The organism is Micromonospora sp. NPDC005367, assembly GCF_040606825.1.
GTDB lineage: Bacteria > Actinomycetota > Actinomycetes > Mycobacteriales > Micromonosporaceae > Micromonospora.
Genome location: NZ_JBEXFP010000038.1, coordinates 1 through 14848, shown reverse-complemented (window position 1 = coordinate 14848; position 14848 = coordinate 1). Strand labels below are relative to the sequence as shown.

General features: G+C 69.6%; 16 protein-coding genes and 3 pseudogenes. 10 read left to right on the top strand and 9 right to left on the bottom strand.

Annotated elements, in window-relative coordinates; genetic code table 11:
* Together ABZS42_RS23320 and ABZS42_RS23315 are read right to left on the bottom strand one after the other, a co-directional pair.
* A pseudogene (locus ABZS42_RS23320) lies at positions 1-369 on the bottom strand (transposase); the annotation flags it as partial.
* Positions 370-414: 45 nt separating this feature from the next.
* Positions 415-1011, bottom strand: coding sequence for a GNAT family protein (locus ABZS42_RS23315; protein ID WP_355148523.1), 597 nt, complete (start codon positions 1009-1011; stop codon positions 415-417).
* A 231-nt stretch (positions 1012-1242) separates the two neighbouring features.
* Between ABZS42_RS23315 and ABZS42_RS23310 the strand changes: the two are divergent.
* The 3 genes and pseudogenes from ABZS42_RS23310 to ABZS42_RS23300 form a co-directional block, all read left to right on the top strand.
* A pseudogene (locus tag ABZS42_RS23310) lies at positions 1243-1428 on the top strand (helix-turn-helix transcriptional regulator); the annotation flags it as partial.
* Between the two features lie 179 nt (positions 1429-1607).
* Positions 1608-2390 (top strand): TetR/AcrR family transcriptional regulator, encoded by a 783-nt coding sequence (locus ABZS42_RS23305; RefSeq protein WP_355148521.1) that lies wholly within the window; start codon positions 1608-1610, stop codon positions 2388-2390.
* Between the two features lie 115 nt (positions 2391-2505).
* The gene (locus ABZS42_RS23300; protein ID WP_355148519.1) at positions 2506-3735 is read left to right on the top strand and encodes a helix-turn-helix domain-containing protein; all 1230 of its coding nucleotides are present in this window, start codon (positions 2506-2508) and stop codon (positions 3733-3735) included.
* A 4-nt stretch (positions 3736-3739) separates the two neighbouring features.
* Here the strand turns inward: ABZS42_RS23300 and ABZS42_RS23295 are convergent, their stop codons facing one another.
* Complete coding sequence (locus tag ABZS42_RS23295) at positions 3740-3970, bottom strand: potassium transporter TrkA (protein ID WP_355148517.1); 231 nt, start codon at positions 3968-3970, stop codon at positions 3740-3742.
* A gap of 54 nt (positions 3971-4024) precedes the next feature.
* Positions 4025-4249, bottom strand: coding sequence for a hypothetical protein (locus tag ABZS42_RS23290; protein WP_355148515.1), 225 nt, complete (start codon positions 4247-4249; stop codon positions 4025-4027).
* Between the two features lie 516 nt (positions 4250-4765).
* Between ABZS42_RS23290 and ABZS42_RS23285 the strand changes: the two genes are divergently transcribed.
* Complete coding sequence (locus tag ABZS42_RS23285; RefSeq protein WP_355148513.1) at positions 4766-5596, top strand: cell shape-determining protein MreB; 831 nt, start codon at positions 4766-4768, stop codon at positions 5594-5596.
* 33 nt (positions 5597-5629) lie between these two features.
* A complete protein-coding gene (locus ABZS42_RS23280) occupies positions 5630-5944 on the top strand; it encodes a TraR/DksA C4-type zinc finger protein (protein WP_355148511.1) in 315 nt (104 codons plus the stop codon).
* 24 nt (positions 5945-5968) lie between these two features.
* Here the strand turns inward: ABZS42_RS23280 and ABZS42_RS23275 are convergent, their stop codons facing one another.
* Positions 5969-6595 carry a TetR family transcriptional regulator gene (locus ABZS42_RS23275; RefSeq protein ID WP_355148509.1) on the bottom strand — a complete coding sequence of 209 codons (627 nt, stop codon included), beginning with the start codon at positions 6593-6595 and terminating at the stop codon, positions 5969-5971.
* A gap of 80 nt (positions 6596-6675) precedes the next feature.
* Here ABZS42_RS23275 and ABZS42_RS23270 point away from each other — a divergent pair, with 80 nt between their 5' ends.
* Positions 6676-7602: an oxidoreductase gene (locus ABZS42_RS23270; RefSeq protein ID WP_355148507.1), complete on the top strand. Its 927-nt coding sequence runs from the start codon at positions 6676-6678 to the stop codon at positions 7600-7602.
* 62 nt (positions 7603-7664) lie between these two features.
* Here ABZS42_RS23270 and ABZS42_RS23265 read toward each other — a convergent pair whose 3' ends face one another.
* Both ABZS42_RS23265 and ABZS42_RS23260 read right to left on the bottom strand, forming a co-directional pair.
* Positions 7665-8546, bottom strand: a complete 882-nt coding sequence (locus tag ABZS42_RS23265) for an NAD(P)-dependent oxidoreductase (RefSeq protein ID WP_355148505.1) — start codon at positions 8544-8546, stop codon at positions 7665-7667.
* Positions 8547-8741: 195 nt separating this feature from the next.
* A complete protein-coding gene (locus ABZS42_RS23260) occupies positions 8742-9929 on the bottom strand; it encodes a low temperature requirement protein A (RefSeq protein WP_355148503.1) in 1188 nt (395 codons plus the stop codon).
* Between the two features lie 392 nt (positions 9930-10321).
* Between ABZS42_RS23260 and ABZS42_RS23255 the strand changes: the two genes are divergently transcribed.
* The 3 genes and pseudogenes from ABZS42_RS23255 to ABZS42_RS23245 all read left to right on the top strand — a co-directional run bounded on the left by ABZS42_RS23255 (position 10322) and on the right by ABZS42_RS23245 (position 11749).
* Positions 10322-10729: a YciI family protein gene (locus ABZS42_RS23255; RefSeq protein ID WP_355148613.1), complete on the top strand. Its 408-nt coding sequence runs from the start codon at positions 10322-10324 to the stop codon at positions 10727-10729.
* 7 nt (positions 10730-10736) lie between these two features.
* Positions 10737-11132: pseudogene (locus ABZS42_RS23250) on the top strand (sigma factor); the annotation flags it as partial.
* Between the two features lie 260 nt (positions 11133-11392).
* A complete protein-coding gene (locus ABZS42_RS23245) occupies positions 11393-11749 on the top strand; it encodes a nuclear transport factor 2 family protein (protein WP_355148501.1) in 357 nt (118 codons plus the stop codon).
* 172 nt (positions 11750-11921) lie between these two features.
* On the opposite strand, the gene ABZS42_RS23240 is transcribed toward ABZS42_RS23245, so the two are convergent.
* A complete protein-coding gene (locus tag ABZS42_RS23240; RefSeq protein WP_355148499.1) occupies positions 11922-12920 on the bottom strand; it encodes a phosphotransferase in 999 nt (332 codons plus the stop codon).
* 471 nt (positions 12921-13391) lie between these two features.
* Between ABZS42_RS23240 and ABZS42_RS23235 the strand changes: the two genes are divergently transcribed.
* A complete protein-coding gene (locus ABZS42_RS23235; protein WP_355148497.1) occupies positions 13392-14501 on the top strand; it encodes an IS110 family transposase in 1110 nt (369 codons plus the stop codon).
* A gap of 133 nt (positions 14502-14634) precedes the next feature.
* On the opposite strand, the gene ABZS42_RS23230 is transcribed toward ABZS42_RS23235, so the two are convergent.
* Positions 14635-14848 (bottom strand): hypothetical protein (locus ABZS42_RS23230; protein ID WP_355148495.1); only part of this gene is annotated, 214 nt, incomplete at its 5' end.

Genomic DNA, 14848 nt, shown 5'->3' with positions numbered 1-14848 from the left:
GACCGACCGGTAGTCCGGGGCCTGGTCAGCGGCCAGAAACCGGAAGGCGACATCGTCCACGCACTTGCGCTCGATCGCCCGGGACGACCGGACGCCCGTGGTGTAGCCCTAGATCAGCAGGCGCACCATCAGCCGCGGATCGTAGGGTGGAAAGCCACGCTTGTTGGTGTAGTCGGCCAGGACCGCTCCCAGATCCAGCACGTCGTCGACCAACTCGGCGACGAACCGGGCCAGATGCCCCTCGGGCAGCCAGTCGTCCAGCGACGGCGGCAGCAGCAGCACCTGGTGCGGGTCGAACGCCCGGAACCGCTTGTCCGCCGGCGCGGACGGGCTCTGCGCCCGAGGTACTACCGCAACCGGATCGAACAGGCCAGGCTCATCGACGGACACAGCTCACCTTCTCCCGCCCGAAAATCATTGCGCGGGGCGAAGGTGGCCGCGATGCGTAACCCACTCATCGCCGAGCAGGGCCATGGTGTGCGCATCGATCCACTCGCCGTCCCAGCACAACGCATCCCGTTTGGTCCCCTCGTGGACGAAGCCGATCTTCTCGTAGACGCGCTGGGCCCGCGGATTGAACGCGTAGACCTCCAACTCGATCCGGTGCACACCGACGGTCTCGAAGGCATAACCCAAGATCATCCTGCTCGCCTCGGTGCCCAGCCCTCGGCCGAAGAACCGGCGGCCGAACAGGGCAATCCGAAACGAGCAGGAACGGTTGTGGACGTCAAGCTCCGTCAAGACCACCTCACCGACGCTTTCGCCGGTGGCTCGTTCGACGATCGCCAGATCCAACCGATCGTCGTGCTCGGCCCGGGAGGAATACCAGCGTTCCAACGCCTCAAGGCTGAACCTCGTGTGGGTGCCGGTCAGCCGATCCACGTCCGGATCGAGCGCTGCCGCAGCCAACGCCGGCGCGTCGGCCACGCCGACCGGACGCAGAACCACGAGGTCACCGGTGAGCGTCGGCTTCTCACCGAAAGAAATCTTGGAAGACACGGCAGCGATCATGCCCGGGACCCGCCGCCCATCGTCAACACGTTCACTGACCCACGCTCCTAGCTGCTCGACGGCCGGCGGTGACGCCGAGCTGTTGGAAGGGCATGCAGGCACGGTAGGACGCCCACCGGTGGACACGCCCGTAGCGCAATGCCCTGACGTTGTCGGCACCTGCCGAAACTGTCACAGAAGGCGACTACGGTCTCCAGTCATCGTGACCGCAGTGACCGGGGGATGGCAGCGATGGCCGACCACGACGAGATCGCCGCCTCCCGCCGCGCGCTCGGCCGCCACCTCGCCCGGTTGCGCAAGGCCGCCGGCCGCACCCAGCACGGTCTGGCCCGGCTCCTGAGGTACGGGCGCAGCTCCGTGGCGAACACCGAGACCGGCCGCCGGAATCCCGACCGATCGTTCTGGACCCGCTGCGACATCGTGGCCGAGGACGGCCTGCGACGCGTCGGGGCGACGTCAGTCCGCCCCGAACCCGTGCTGCTGACCAGGACCGACCGGTACGCGCGGCCCGGCGTTCCGGCCGGTCCGTCACCGCTGGCAGGGCAACGGCCGGTGGCCGTACGGCCTCCGGTGTCCGCCGGTACGATGGCGGCACCATGTCGAGGGAGCGCAGGACCAAGGCCGATCCCGCCCGTAGCCTGGCCATTCTGTGGCGGACGCGGGAGCCGACCAGCCGCAGCGCCGGGCCTGGGCTCAGTGTGGACCGGATCGTCCGGGCGGCGATCGAGATCGCCGACGCGGAGGGGATCGACGCTCTCACCATGCGCCGGGTCAGTGAGGCGCTGGGTGCCGGAACGATGTCCGTCTACACGTACGTGCCCGGCAAGGCGGAACTGCTCGACGTCATGATCGACACGCTCTACGGGGAGCTGGAGCGTCCGGCGGACGTACCCGGTGGCTGGCGGGGCAGGCTGGAGCGGATCGCGCGGGACAACCTGGCCCTCTACCGCGCCCACCCCTGGATGCTGCGCGCCGAGACCAGCCGGCCGGTGCTCGGCCCCAACATGCTCGCCAAGTACGACTACGAGCTGAACGCGGTGGCCGGCATCGGGCTCAACGACGTGGAGATGGACGCCGTGCTGACCCTGGTCCTCGGGCACGCCAAGAGTTCGGCGCGGGCCGCGTCGGAGGTCTCCGATCTCGAGCGCGAGACCGGCATGACGGACGGCCAGTGGTGGCAGCTGCACGCCCCCTGGCTGGAGAAGTTCATGAAGGCGGGTAGCTATCCGACGGCCGCCCGGGTCGGTACCGCGGCCGGGCGGGCGCACGGCGCGGCCTACGGCCCGGAGTACGCCTTCGAGTTCGGTCTCCGGCGGGTGCTCGACGGCATCTCAGTGGTCGTCGCCGAGCGTTCGGCCGAGGCCGGACCCGCCCGATAGGGCGCGCGGGCGGAGGTCCTGCGCCCGGCCGACCTCTCGACCGGGGCCCTGCCTGCCGCCATACCCTGGACCAATCGGGTCGGTGTCCGGTGCCGGCCCCGCACGGGGAGCCGCGATGACCGAGAGCGCTCGTAGCGCGGCTCAAGACGGGGACGCCACCGACGACGAATGGATGGCTCGGGTCGCGCGCGAGGCCGGCGTCGACGCCGGCGGGGTGCCGGTGGAACTGCTCGGCGACTATCTGCGGCTGCTGGCGGACGCGGCGGTGACCGGCCGCCGGCCACGCCGCAGCGATCTCGACGCGGTGGGGGCGCTCGGCCGGCGCGCCGCCGAGCAGGGCGTGTCGGCGGGGCGGGTCGTTCGTCTCTACCTGTCCGCGGCGCGGCGGCTTTGGCGGCAGTTGCCGCACCTGGCCCGATCCACCGACAGCGACACGGTAACCGCGGCGGCGGACGCTGTCCTGCACGTCGTCGACACCGCCGTCGCCACCCTCGCCGAGGGGTACGCGGCCGCCCGACGGGATCTGGTCCGACGGGAGGAGACCCTGCGCCGGGAACTCATCGACGACCTGCTGCGAGGCGACTCGGATCTCGGTGGGCTGGTCGAGCGTGCCGAGCCGTTCGGGCTGGATCTGGCGCGGGTGCACCAGGTGGCGCTGGGCTCGCCGAACCGGCGGCTGCCGGACACCGACACGGCGATCAGCGCTCTGGAACGGGTCATCTTCGACCGGTTGGGCGATCGGGACGTGCTGGTGGCCACGAAGGAGGGCCTGCTCGTGGTGATCGCGCCCGCGGATACGGTGACAGCCGAACGGGGCGACGGCGACGGCGGATCGGCAGGCGACCTGGGCCGGCTGATGCATGCCGAGTTGGACCGCCTGGCCCGAGGCCGGCCCTGGCAGGTGGCGGTGGGCCGCCCGCACCCTGGGCTGTACGGCATCGCCCGCTCCTACGAGGAGGCCCGCGAGGCACTGACCACGGCGCAGCGGCTACGCACCGACACCGCGGTGATCAACGCGCACGAACTGCTCATCTACCGTGTTCTGCTGCGGGATCAGCCGGCCATGGTGGATCTGGTGCAGGCGGTGCTGACGCCGCTGAGCCGAGCCCGGGGCGGGGCCGAGCCGCTGCTGGACACCCTGAACGAGTACTTCACGTGCGGCGAGGTCGCCACCGAGGCGGCCCGCCGCCTGCACGTGTCGGTCCGCACCGTCACTTATCGACTGAACCGGATCCGGGTACTGAGCGGCTACGACCCGGCCGATCCGCGGGACCGGTTCACCCTGCACGCCGCAGTCCTCGGGGCGCGGGCTCTGGACTGGCCGCGCCAGCCGCTCCCCACCTAGGAGGTCAGTTGGGGAGGGTGACGATTTCCGGGAAGCCGAGCAGGGTGGCCAGGGCCGTCGCCTCGCTGCGGGTGAGGGCGAGGGTGATCATGCGATCGGGGTCGTCCGGGTCATCGTGCACAACGTCTCGGCGGTCGCCGGCCTGGTACTCGACGATCCCGATCCGTCGGCCCTGATCGGTGGTGAAGGTCTGCCGCACTCCGATGCCGGGCAGGGCGGTGCGTTCGATGTTCATCGAGAGAGCTCCATTTGGGGTGGCTGCCCAAGGTCGGCCGGGAGCGGCTCGGCGTCAGGTCAACGCTGCGGACGGTCGGGCGGATGGCACGACGTCCGGTGGAGCTCGGTTGGCCGACCAGGCGGGAACGCAGGCCGCGACGGCGCGGGTCAGCCGGAACACGATGCACATGCCCAGCGCGCAACCCCTGCGAACGGCCGTGACGACAACCGCCAGCACAGCCAGCATCGACAGCACGAGCGGCCGCTCGACGCCGATGGGGTGCTGTTGGTTGCGCATGCGGCCCACCATAGTCGCCCGCCGGCCGCCAACGGAGGCCCCGTACGTGGATTTGCTCAGGTAGCCGATACGACTGTTCGGGCCACCCTCTCCGGTGCTGGCAGCCAGGCGGCAACCGACCTCGTATTTCCCGTGCTCGGCAACTGAGCAGGACGTTGTTGGCCGACGCCGGGCAATGTCAGCCCCGGCTTTTGGGGCGAAGCTGGAGGTCCGACGCGATACCCGAGTAGCGAGGAGGCGGTGATGATCCGTATGCCGGTGGCGTCGTCACGCGCGTCCGCCGGTCGTCCGCCGCTGCCCCGGCCGGGTCGTCCCGACGTCCCGTTCCGCTCGCGTCGGCCCGGCTCCCGAGACCGGTCACGTCCGCCCTGCCGGAGCGACGTCTGACGCTCACGAACCTGGCAACGCGACCGAGCCGGGCGCGGTGACCTGAGGGTCCCGTCCACGCCCGGCCGCCCGCGCACCGTTTCTCGTCCCATGCCGTCCCGTCGGACGGCCGGGCAGCCGTATCCCACCGTGAGAGAGGTCGGTATGACCGGCAACGTCACCTCCATCCACCCCTGGCCGCGCACCGGCATGGTGGTCGGCCACTCCCACACGACCCGCCCGGCGGCGACCGTCGACCCGGAGCCGATCGCCGTGGACCTCGGCAGCGCACACCTGCGGATCTGGCTGGGGCCCGGCGGGGTGCTCAGCGTCCCGGTCGGCCAGGGCCTCCGGACACCGGTCGTGCGGCGCGGCCGGATCGTCGACGGTTCCGCCTGCGCCGTCGAGCTTCGGCGGCTGCTGCGCGAGCACCGCGCCCCGCTGCCGGTGGGAGCGCTGGTCGTGGCCTGCCGGCCGGTACTGGCCACCGCGGCCGACCAGGAAGCGACCCGCCGTGTGCTCACCGCGGTGTTCGCGCCGTCCCGGCTGCTCTTCGTCGACAGCGTCCGCGCGGGCGCCATCGGGGCCGGTGCCGCCGCCGGCACCCTGCTGCTCGCCGACGTCGGCGCCCAGCTCACCGAGGTCGCCTTACTGGAGGAAGGCCGGGTGGTCGCTGCCCGGCGCGCCGACGTCGGCACCCGCGACCTGAACCATGCGGTGACCGCGGCGATGCTCGCCGACACCACTGCCGGGTTGATCCGTGAGCTGCGGCAGGTACCCGAGCTGCGGCCGATGATCTCCGCGTCCCTGGCCCGTGGCCTGATCGTCGTCGGAGACGGAGCCACGCGCCCCGACCTGACCGCCCGGCTGGTCGCCACCCTGGGCGCATCGGTTCACCGTGCGGCGTCACCGCGCACCGCCGCCCTGACCGGCGCAAGCCTGGCCGCCGTTGCGGCGACCCGGCACCCCGCCGCCGATTGACCGCGACATCTTGCCCGGAAGGAGCAATCGACGATGACGCATACCCTGAACGACCGTGCCGCTCTCTTGCGTGACTTGCTGGACCGCCAGCTCGCAGAGCAAACCAACCAGCTCACGGAGCTGACGATGCATTCGCGGCGGCCCGACCAGGGCGGCCACGACCCTTACACCCTGCGCCAGCTGATCGAAGGCGCGCGGCAAGGCGTCGCGGACGTGACTCGGGCGCTGAAGCGGATGTCCGAAGGCAGCTATGGTGTCTGCGAGGGGTGCGGCCGAGACATCCCGACGGCCCGCCTGGAGATCCTGCCCGCGGCCCGCCACTGCGTACCGTGCCAGCAACGGCGCTGACCTGCCGGCAGTTGGGCGCGGCTGTCACCGCTGGTCGGCGCCGGCGTCCAACGCCGGCGCCACAACGGCGAACGCCTGGTCGGTCAACTCGGCCAGGCGATGTTCGTCGTCGCCGGGCCGCCACTGCTGAAGCACCGCGTCCAGGGCCAGCATGGCCATGCCCGCGGCCATCTGCGGGTACGGATGGGCGCTCGGGTCGAGGCCGTGGCGGGCGGCGAGTTCGGCGGCCAACCCGCTGCGCCATTGGATCTGGCGCTCCAACCAGCGGGCATGCAGGGCGGGGGTGTCGAGGATGAGCCGGACCACGATCCGGATTCGTTCGGCGTGGTTGGGCTGGTCGGCGCAGCCCGAGAGCGGGCGCCAGATGGCACGACGCAGCGCGACCGATGTTGGTTCGTTCTCCGGCCGGGCGGCGAGCTCGGTGACGACGTCGGTGCCCATGTCGGCGAGGAACCGGACGACGACGTCCTCCTTGGACGCGAAGTAGCGGAAGAAGGTGCGCCGCGACATGCCTGCGGTCGCGACGATGTCGTCGACCGTGACGGCGTCGAAGCCGCGGGTGGCCAGCAGCATCAGGGCCGCGTTGCGCAACTCCTCGGCGACGAGCTGCCGTTTGCGTTCGGCCAGCGTGGTTTCCGACCTCGTTGCCATGCACTGATGCTATGCCATGCCCATTACGGCATTCCACGCATTGCTTGACACTGGGTGTCATCGATAGCACCGTAGGGCGCATGAATGCTGATCGCTGGACCGCGGACCGGATCCCGGACCTGAGCGGACGCACCTTCGTCGTCACCGGAGCGAGTAGCGGACTCGGCCTGGTAACCACCCGGAGGCTCCTCGCGCGAGGCGCCCACGTGGTGATGGCCGTCCGCGACGAGGAGAAGGGCCGGGCAGCCGCCGCCTCGCTCGGCGCAGCACCCGGCGCGAGCTGGGAGGTGCTCCGGGCCGACCTGGCCGACCTCGACTCGGTCCGTGAGTTCGCCGACCGGATGCACGCGTCACACCGCCGGGTGGACGTCCTGATCAACAACGCCGGAACAATGGCCACGCCGTACGCGCTCAGCCCCCAGGGCCACGAGCTGCAGCTGGCCACGAACCATCTCGGGCATTTCGCCCTCACTGGTCTCCTGCTCGACCTGCTGCTGGCCGGCCGTGACCCGCGCGTGGTCACGGTGACCTCGGTAAACCACCGAGGAGCCCGGCTGCCCTTCGACGACACCCGGCGGTACTCGCCGATGGGCGTCTACAACTCGTCCAAGCTCGCCAACGCCATTTTCGGCTGGGAGCTGCACCGGCGGCTCGGCGACGCGGGCAGCCCCATTCGCAGCATCCTGGCCCACCCCGGTTACACCGCCACGAACCTGCAGCTCAGCGCCACCACCAGAGGGTGGCGACTCGTGCTGGGCCGGCTGGGCAACCCGCTGCTGGCTCAGCCCGTCGACCGTGGTGCCCTGCCCCAACTGTTCGCCGCCACCGACGCCTCGGCCCGCTCGGGTCAGCTCGTCGTCCCCGACGGGCCGGGCGAACTACGCGGCTACCCCGTACCGGGGAAACTGTCGCCCGCCGCGACCGACCCGGACAACGGTAGTCGTCTCTGGAAACTGTCCGAGCAGGCCACCGGCGTACGGTTCGAGGCGCTCCGGCCATCGCGCTGACCTACCCGCCTTCGAGCAGGAAGGTCACCTCGGCTCGGCGGACGGCTACGCGTTCGGGCGTCTCAATCCCGCCCGAGACCGGCACGACGTCGTACGGCCTCGGTGACGGCGACCCAGTGCTGTTCGGACTGCCCGTGCGCCATGGCGTCGATGAACGCGTCCCGCAGCACTCCACCGAGCGGCAACGGCACCCCGTGCGCCTGCCCGGTGTCGAGCGCGAGATTCACGTCCTTGTGCCCGAGCGCCAGCTTGAACGCGACCGGCTCGTACTCGCGGGCGCCGATCATGCGGCCGTAGTTCGGGAAGACCACACCCGTGAACAAGTGCTCGCTGACGATGTCGATGAGCAGCTTCGGGTCGAGTTCGGCGGCCTCGGTGACGGTGGTCGCCTCGGCCATCGCACCGATCGAACAGGCGATCAGGTAGTTGACCATGATCTTGAGCAGGTTGGCCTGCGCAGGTTGGTCGCCGATCGTCCAGGTGCGGCGGCCGATCACGTCGATCATGGGCTGGACGACCGTGATCGCCTCCGCCTCGCCGGCCACGAGCACGGTAAGGTTCCCGGCGCGGGCCACCTCACTGTTGCCCAGTACCGGCGCGGCGACGTAGCGCAGGCCGAACTCCGCGTAGCGCTGATGAGCCAGGGTCGCCAGTTCGCTGCTGATCGTCGCTGTGTTCACGTGCACGGCGCCGGCAGGGGCGACCGCCAGCAGATCCTCGTCGAGAAGGAGACCGGTGACCGCGTCGTCGTCACTGAGCGCGCTGAGCACCACGTCGCAGGTGAAGATCTCGGCCAGGTCGACGGCCGCGGTGGCGCCCTGCTCGGTCATCTCCCGCACCGGCTCCGGCGAACGGTTCCAGACCTGAACGGGGTGACCGGCAGCGAGCAGGTTCGCCACCATCGCCTGGCCCATCGCCCCGAGCCCAATGAACCCGATCTTCATCGCTGGTCACGCTCCTGGCTCTCACGCTGCTCCGGGTGGCTGCGGTAACTCTACGGATCATGCTCGGGAGCTTCCACGGGTGGTGACGGACGTCCCGGTGAGGGTGCCGCGGTGCTGCAAACCGGCCGTGCGGAGCCGGGGCGTCCGGCCACCCGTCATCCGGCGCGGGAACCGTGCCCGGTCGACCGCCCAGGGTCACCAGCGGGTGCGGATGCGCCAGCGGGTGCGGTACACCGACGGCCCGAAGTGTGGCACGAAGGCGATCACCGCCATCACGGCGGTTATGGTGGCGGCGACCGCGAGGGGCGGCAGCGCTTTCATCATCGGCGCTGACACTGACAGGACGACCACACCGATAGGCATCCGCCACAGCATTGCCCGGAACGCCGCCAGCGCGTACACGGTCCGGCCGGCGAGGAACACCGTCGGACCGGCGACCACGACTGCCAACTGGGTGGTGTTCGTTTCCCCGGCGGGGTCCCTGGTGACGATGTCACCACCGGCGGCGATCAGCACCACGCCGGACACCATGATCAGATGCGCGTACGCCACGACCAGGCCGAAGCGACCGGGACTGGTGGCCTCGTCGATTCCGGTGGCGAGATGGTCGGCCACGTAGACGATGTAGATCCGCCACATGGTCACGGTCAGGACGAAAAGGAGGACCAGGCCGGCCGTGCGCAGCGACACGAACGGGGGGTCTCCGTAACGCCGCACTCCCACCAAGATGATCTCGCCCAGGGCAACGATGAACATCTGCCGGTAGCGCTCCGACAGATGTTCGCCCGCTACCCGCAGTTCCTCTGCGCTCAAACGACCCAGCCGAGGCAGCGGGTAACCGAAGAAGCTGACCGCATAGTCGGTCAGGACCGCCGTCGCCCAGATCGCCAGCCGGATCGGGCTGGGCAGGAAGGCGCCGACCACCCACAGCACGCCGGTCAGGCAGAACCAGATGAGCACCCGTAGCGACCGCCTCCGCAGCGCGTGACCGCGCAGGGCAGAGATGAGGACGAGCCCGCGAAACAGGTGCAGGCCCACGTACGCCCCGGCGAAGGCGATCCCGCTGACTCCCTCGAAGGCGCTGCTGACCGCCAGTGACATCAGCAATCCGCCGAACAACACGGTGAGGACGATTATCTGGATCACCGGCAGACGGGGGTCGTACCAATCGGTGGTGTACGCCGTGACCGTCCAGACCCACCAGACGGCAGCGAGCAGGACCATGGTCTCCACCGCATGGTTCAAGCTGAGGTCGCCGGTCAGGCGGTCGGACAGCCGGGTGAGCGCGACGATGAGACCGAGGTCGAAGAGCAGTTCCAGGTAGGAGATCCGGCGGGGGGCTTCCCGGCTACGCAGAATCCAGCCCCACCGTGCCTGCGTCACAGTCCCCGCTTTCGGTTGATCCCGTCCGAACTTCGTATCACGCCGGAACGGACACCACGCGGCTTTCACCCGTACCAGGCGTCCGCCCTCGGGTCTTGACGGTGCCCACTCCGGGCGGTGGTTGTCGCTGCAGCTCTCAGCCGTTCCGGCGACGCCGCTGTGGAGTGGCCATGCGGGTGTGGCCGTGTGCCTGCGGCCGACAACAGCCGTGCCGGGAGCGATCGCCGCGACTGCCGCGCTGTACCGTCAACTTGGCCTCCACTGCTGACAACGCCCACGCGCGTCCACGGGCATCGAAAAAGTTCCGGCGACGATGTCGAGAACCCATGATCGGTTCCGTCCCCGGGCTGAACGTGACCAGAATGGGTCGCACGAGCACCGAGGAGAACCAGATGGCCAAGTACCTGCTGCTCAAGCACTACCGCGGCGCTCCGGCTCCGGTCAACGACGTGCGGATGGACCAGTGGACGCCGGATGAGATCTCGGCGCACATGCAGTACATGCGCGATTTCGCCGCCCGGCTCGAGGAGACCGGCGAGTTCGTCGACGCCCAGGCGCTCGCCCCCGAGGGGACGTTCGTCCGGTACGACGGTGAGGGGCGCTCGCCGGTCACCGACGGCCCGTTCGCCGAGACCAAGGACCTCATCGCCGGCTGGATGGTGATCGACGTCGACAGCTACGAGCGCGCCGTCGAGCTGGCCGGGGAGCTGTCGGCCGCCCCCGGCGCGGGTGGGAAGCCGATCCACGAGTGGCTCGAGCTGCGGCCGTTCCTGACCGAGCCGCCCACCATCACGGAGTAGCCCCGACATGAACGAGGCACTGCCTCGGAGCCTCACGCCGAAGGTGCTCGGGATCCTCGTCCGCCGCGGAGCCGACTTCGCGGCGGCCGAGGACGCCGTGCAGGACGCCCTGGTCGAGGCGGTCCGCGTCTGGCCGGCCGACCCACCGCAGGACCCGAAGGGCTGGTTGGTCACCGTGTCCTGGCGACGGTTCCTCGACGCCGCCCGGGCGGACGCCGCCCGCCGCCGCCGTGAGGACCTCGTCGACGAGGAGCCCGCGCCTGGACCCGCGCGTGCGGTGGACGACACCCTCCAGCTCTAATTCCTGTGCGCCCACCCGTCGCTGACGCCGTCGTCGGCGGTCGCGCTCACGCTGCGCCCCGTCGGCGGGCTGGCCACCCGCCAGATCGCCCAGGCCTACCTGAGCGGATGTCTATGCCACACATGGCATTGACCAGCGGGCACGGCCGAGCGCCCGGCGGGGCCAGTGGCCTTCACTGCACGGTGAGTACCACCGTTGGTCAGTCACCCTGCGTGATTGTGCTCTGGGATTGCGATGAACCGAGTGACGGCTGCACGCGCGGATCGCGGCGTGTGCGTGCACCTGATCATGGCTGCGCCCGCCCGACGGCCGATGTCCACGTAGTCGACAAACTGTCGTACCCGAGTGGCAAGCTCGCGCCTATGCATGCAGACGCAGAGCACGCGACGCACCCCGAGGATCTGAGCCGTCTCATCGTCGAGCGGCTCAACGCCGGTGACGTCGACGGCTTGACTGCACTCTACGAACCCCACGCGGTGCTGGCGCTGCCCGATGGTGAAATCGCGACCGGCTCCGACGAGATCCGCAGGGCTTACGAGCACATGGTGGCCGACAGGCCCAAGTTCGAGCCGGGCACCCAGCAACCGACGCTGCTTAGCGGAGACTTGGCCCTCACGTCATCACGTTTGGCCAATGGAGTGGTGACCGTCGAGGTGGCGCGCCGCCAGGCAGATGGCACCTGGTTGTGGGTGATAGACCAGCCCAACGTCATCTCGTAGCTCAAGACCCGCGGGCGGTCGTCGTACACGGCCCGCGCCCCATCTCGGCAGATCCGTGCGCTGAGCGCCGCGATCCATCCGTTAGACGGTGCGACGCGCGGATCGCGGCAAATGAGGATGCCGTCGGGCCGGATGGCGACCTTCGCACCACGCTGGAAGACCCACGGCCGACTCATGTCTCGTAGGCGAGCGCCTTGTGGAGGTGGAAGTCCGCAACGTCGAGCATCCACTCCCGGTTTGGGAAGTCGCCCTCGGCGATACGGAGCGGGCCGCCGACCAGGTCTAGATGCATGACGTACTGGTAGTACTTGACACGCTGCGGGTCGAGGTCTGGGTTGCGGAGCGCCTCGTAGTGCGGGCCGAAGCGCATCCGCATCCAGCAGTGCTCTACTTCGATGTCGGTGTACATCAGGCCCTCGATGTCGATGATGACGGGCTCCCCGTCCGGCCCGACGAGCGTGTGTTCCGCGCAGAGTTCGCCGTGGACCACGCCGTGTTCTGCGCGCGGGCCGAGTGCGGCGTGCAGAGTGCGGAGTTTCCCCTCCAGCATTGCCTCACCTTCGGCCGCGCGGGCATCGCGGGGCACGGCGGTGGCAATGTTCACCAGCGCGCGTTCCAGGTAGGCCTGCTCGCAGGTCTTGTCCGGCGGTGCTCCTCCGCTGTCGATCCACGCGACCCGCCCGAACGCCGGCGCGCGGTAGGCATGCATGCGCCGAAGCATGTCCGAGAGCTGCGCGAGCGTTTGCCGGCCTGCGTTCGGGTCGCGTTCCAGCAGCGCCTCCAGCGTTCCGCCGCGGACGTCCTCAGCGACGGCGATGTCGGCCGGGTAGAAGTCCTTGCTGCGGTCGGCGAGCAACAGCCGCGGCGAACGAACTCCGACCGATTCCAGTCGACGGGTGGCACCCTCGAAGAAGTCGATACCCGAGGCGTGAGCAAACGGGTTCGACGGGTCGTTGTGGCCATCCGGGAGAAGCCCGTCCCAGTAGTCCTCGTCGGCGTTCCAGACGTAGACGATCACGCTCGTGGCGTCGTCCAGCATGATGCGGTAGACACCCTTCTTGGTGCCATTGAGTAGGCGGTCGACGGCGGCGATGCGGCGGTCAGTGCCGAAGACCTCCCGCATCACTGGGATCAGGGTTTCGGCGTCGGCGAATTTTCGTTCAGCGGTCATTTCCGGTCCCCGTCTGGAGCGCCTGTATCGATCCTCCGCCAGTGGTCCTAGCCTCCGCAGATTCACCCGCCGGTCGAGCCAAGCCCAGTAGCTGACGATCACCAAATCGCCCAGCCTAAAGCATCACGCGCGTGGATGCCTCTCACGGCTATGATGACGCGCACTGATCTCGGCTACTTGTTTCATTGACCTGCGACCGTGGCCCGGCCAGGCTTCGGTTGAGGCGCCCGGGTTGTCGTTCTCATTTCGGCTGCCCACGCTGGTCGTGTGGCTCTCATTTGGCCTGCGCGGCCCGGGCGTCGCCCCATGGGCGGGGAGAGGCTCAAGAGGGGTTTGCTCGGCTCGAAGTAGCGTTGCCCTCCCGGCTCGACAACCCAGGTGGATCGAGCACCGGAGGACGCGGTGAGTGGCACGTCAGATCGTGTGGTCATCGGGATGGACCCGCACAAGCGCTCTGCCACGGTCGAGGTCATGGCTGGCGACGAGACCATTGTTGGCGGCGGCCGGTTCGCCACCGACCGCGATGGCTACGTGGCGATGAGGAAGTACGCCAGCCAGTGGCCGCATCGGGTGTGGGCGATCGAGGGCTGCCAGGGCATCGGCCGGCACATCGCCAACCGGCTGCTTGCTGATGGCGAGCAGGTCGTCGACGTCCCGCCGAAGCTGTCGGCCAGGGCGCGGGTGTTCGCCACCGGGCAGGGCCGCAAGACTGATGCCACCGATGCCCACTCCATCGCGCTGGTCGGCACCCGCATGGCCGGGCTGCGCCCGGTGGTCAATGATGAGCAGTTGGCCCTGTTGCGGATTCTGGTCGACCGGCGCCGCTCCCTCGGCGAGGACCATACCCGGATGGTGTCCCAACTGCATCAACTGCTGCTGGAACTGATTCCCGGTGGGGCGAAGAAGAGTCTGTCCGCCGCACAGGCCAAGGCACTGCTGGCCACCGTCCGGCCCCGTGATGTGGTCGGGAAGGCTCGACGGCGGGTCGCCGCGGAGCTGATCGGGGACCTCGAACGGATCTACCAACGCTCCAAAGAGGCAGACAAGGAGCTGAAGGAACTGGTCGCTTCCACCGGCACCACCCTGATGGACCTGCACGGCATCGGCCCGTCCGGCGCGGCCCGGCTGCTGGTCGAGGTCGGTGACATCACCCGGTTCCCGAACCGGGCCCACTTTGCCTCCTGGAACGGCACCGCCCCCATCGACGCGTCCTCGGGCGAGCAGGTACGCCACCGGCTCTCCCGCGCCGGGAACCGGCAGATCAACCGGGTACTGCACATCATGGCCACCGTCCAGCTGCGCAACCCCACCGAAGGACGCGCCTACTTCGACCGCAAGAAAGCCACCGGCAAAACATCGATGGAAGCGATGCGCGCGCTGAAACGACGCCTGTCCGACATCGTCTACCGGTGCATGACCCAGGACGCCACAGCTGCCATGGCAGCGGGCCCGGGAGGACAACGGGGAACGACTACTGGCTCCAACGTGACCGACTCTCATCCCCCAGCCGGCTCTTCGGAGAAGTCACTTCCCGGACCCGCCGAGACCCAGGATAGAACTCTCCTCCCGGCGGTGTCTTGACACAGAGGGGAGCCAGATGCGTGCAGTATCGAGGGGCCATCGGCCGGAACTGGGCGCGGCGGGCGTGTAATCGACCAGCCGGGGCCGGCAGCATGCGCCGGGCGGGGCCGGGTCCGGGGGTGCGGGCTGGATCTCAGCGGCGCCCGTAACTGGCGCGCAGCTCGGCATCGGCGCAGTCGGTGCACCACAGCGGCGATCCGCTCGGCGTGTGCGTCGTGCGCGGGCCGAACCACTGGGCGACCTGCCAGCGCGGTCCGGGCAGGTCGGAGGCGGTCACCTCGGTTGGGGGCCACCACGACCGGCGCGGCCGGGCAGCCGGTCGCGGTCGGCCAGCGCGGCGCGGGTCG

What these genes read in the sequence shown, in the direction of transcription:
- ABZS42_RS23240 (WP_355148499.1), bottom strand. Translation starts at nt 12,920, where the DNA reads ATGACCGCTGAACGAAAATTCGCCGACGCCGAAACCCTGATCCCAGTG.
- ABZS42_RS23255 (WP_355148613.1), top strand. Translation starts at nt 10,322, where the DNA reads ATGGCCAAGTACCTGCTGCTCAAGCACTACCGCGGCGCTCCGGCTCCG.
- ABZS42_RS23300 (WP_355148519.1), top strand. Translation starts at nt 2,506, where the DNA reads ATGACCGAGAGCGCTCGTAGCGCGGCTCAAGACGGGGACGCCACCGAC.
- ABZS42_RS23280 (WP_355148511.1), top strand. Translation starts at nt 5,630, where the DNA reads ATGACGCATACCCTGAACGACCGTGCCGCTCTCTTGCGTGACTTGCTG.
- ABZS42_RS23245 (WP_355148501.1), top strand. Translation starts at nt 11,393, where the DNA reads ATGCATGCAGACGCAGAGCACGCGACGCACCCCGAGGATCTGAGCCGT.
- ABZS42_RS23275 (WP_355148509.1), bottom strand. Translation starts at nt 6,595, where the DNA reads ATGGCAACGAGGTCGGAAACCACGCTGGCCGAACGCAAACGGCAGCTC.
- ABZS42_RS23265 (WP_355148505.1), bottom strand. Translation starts at nt 8,546, where the DNA reads ATGAAGATCGGGTTCATTGGGCTCGGGGCGATGGGCCAGGCGATGGTG.
- ABZS42_RS23305 (WP_355148521.1), top strand. Translation starts at nt 1,608, where the DNA reads ATGTCGAGGGAGCGCAGGACCAAGGCCGATCCCGCCCGTAGCCTGGCC.
- ABZS42_RS23235 (WP_355148497.1), top strand. Translation starts at nt 13,392, where the DNA reads ATGGCTGGCGACGAGACCATTGTTGGCGGCGGCCGGTTCGCCACCGAC.
- ABZS42_RS23295 (WP_355148517.1), bottom strand. Translation starts at nt 3,970, where the DNA reads ATGAACATCGAACGCACCGCCCTGCCCGGCATCGGAGTGCGGCAGACC.
- ABZS42_RS23270 (WP_355148507.1), top strand. Translation starts at nt 6,676, where the DNA reads ATGAATGCTGATCGCTGGACCGCGGACCGGATCCCGGACCTGAGCGGA.
- ABZS42_RS23315 (WP_355148523.1), bottom strand. Translation starts at nt 1,011, where the DNA reads ATGATCGCTGCCGTGTCTTCCAAGATTTCTTTCGGTGAGAAGCCGACG.
- ABZS42_RS23290 (WP_355148515.1), bottom strand. Translation starts at nt 4,249, where the DNA reads ATGCGCAACCAACAGCACCCCATCGGCGTCGAGCGGCCGCTCGTGCTG.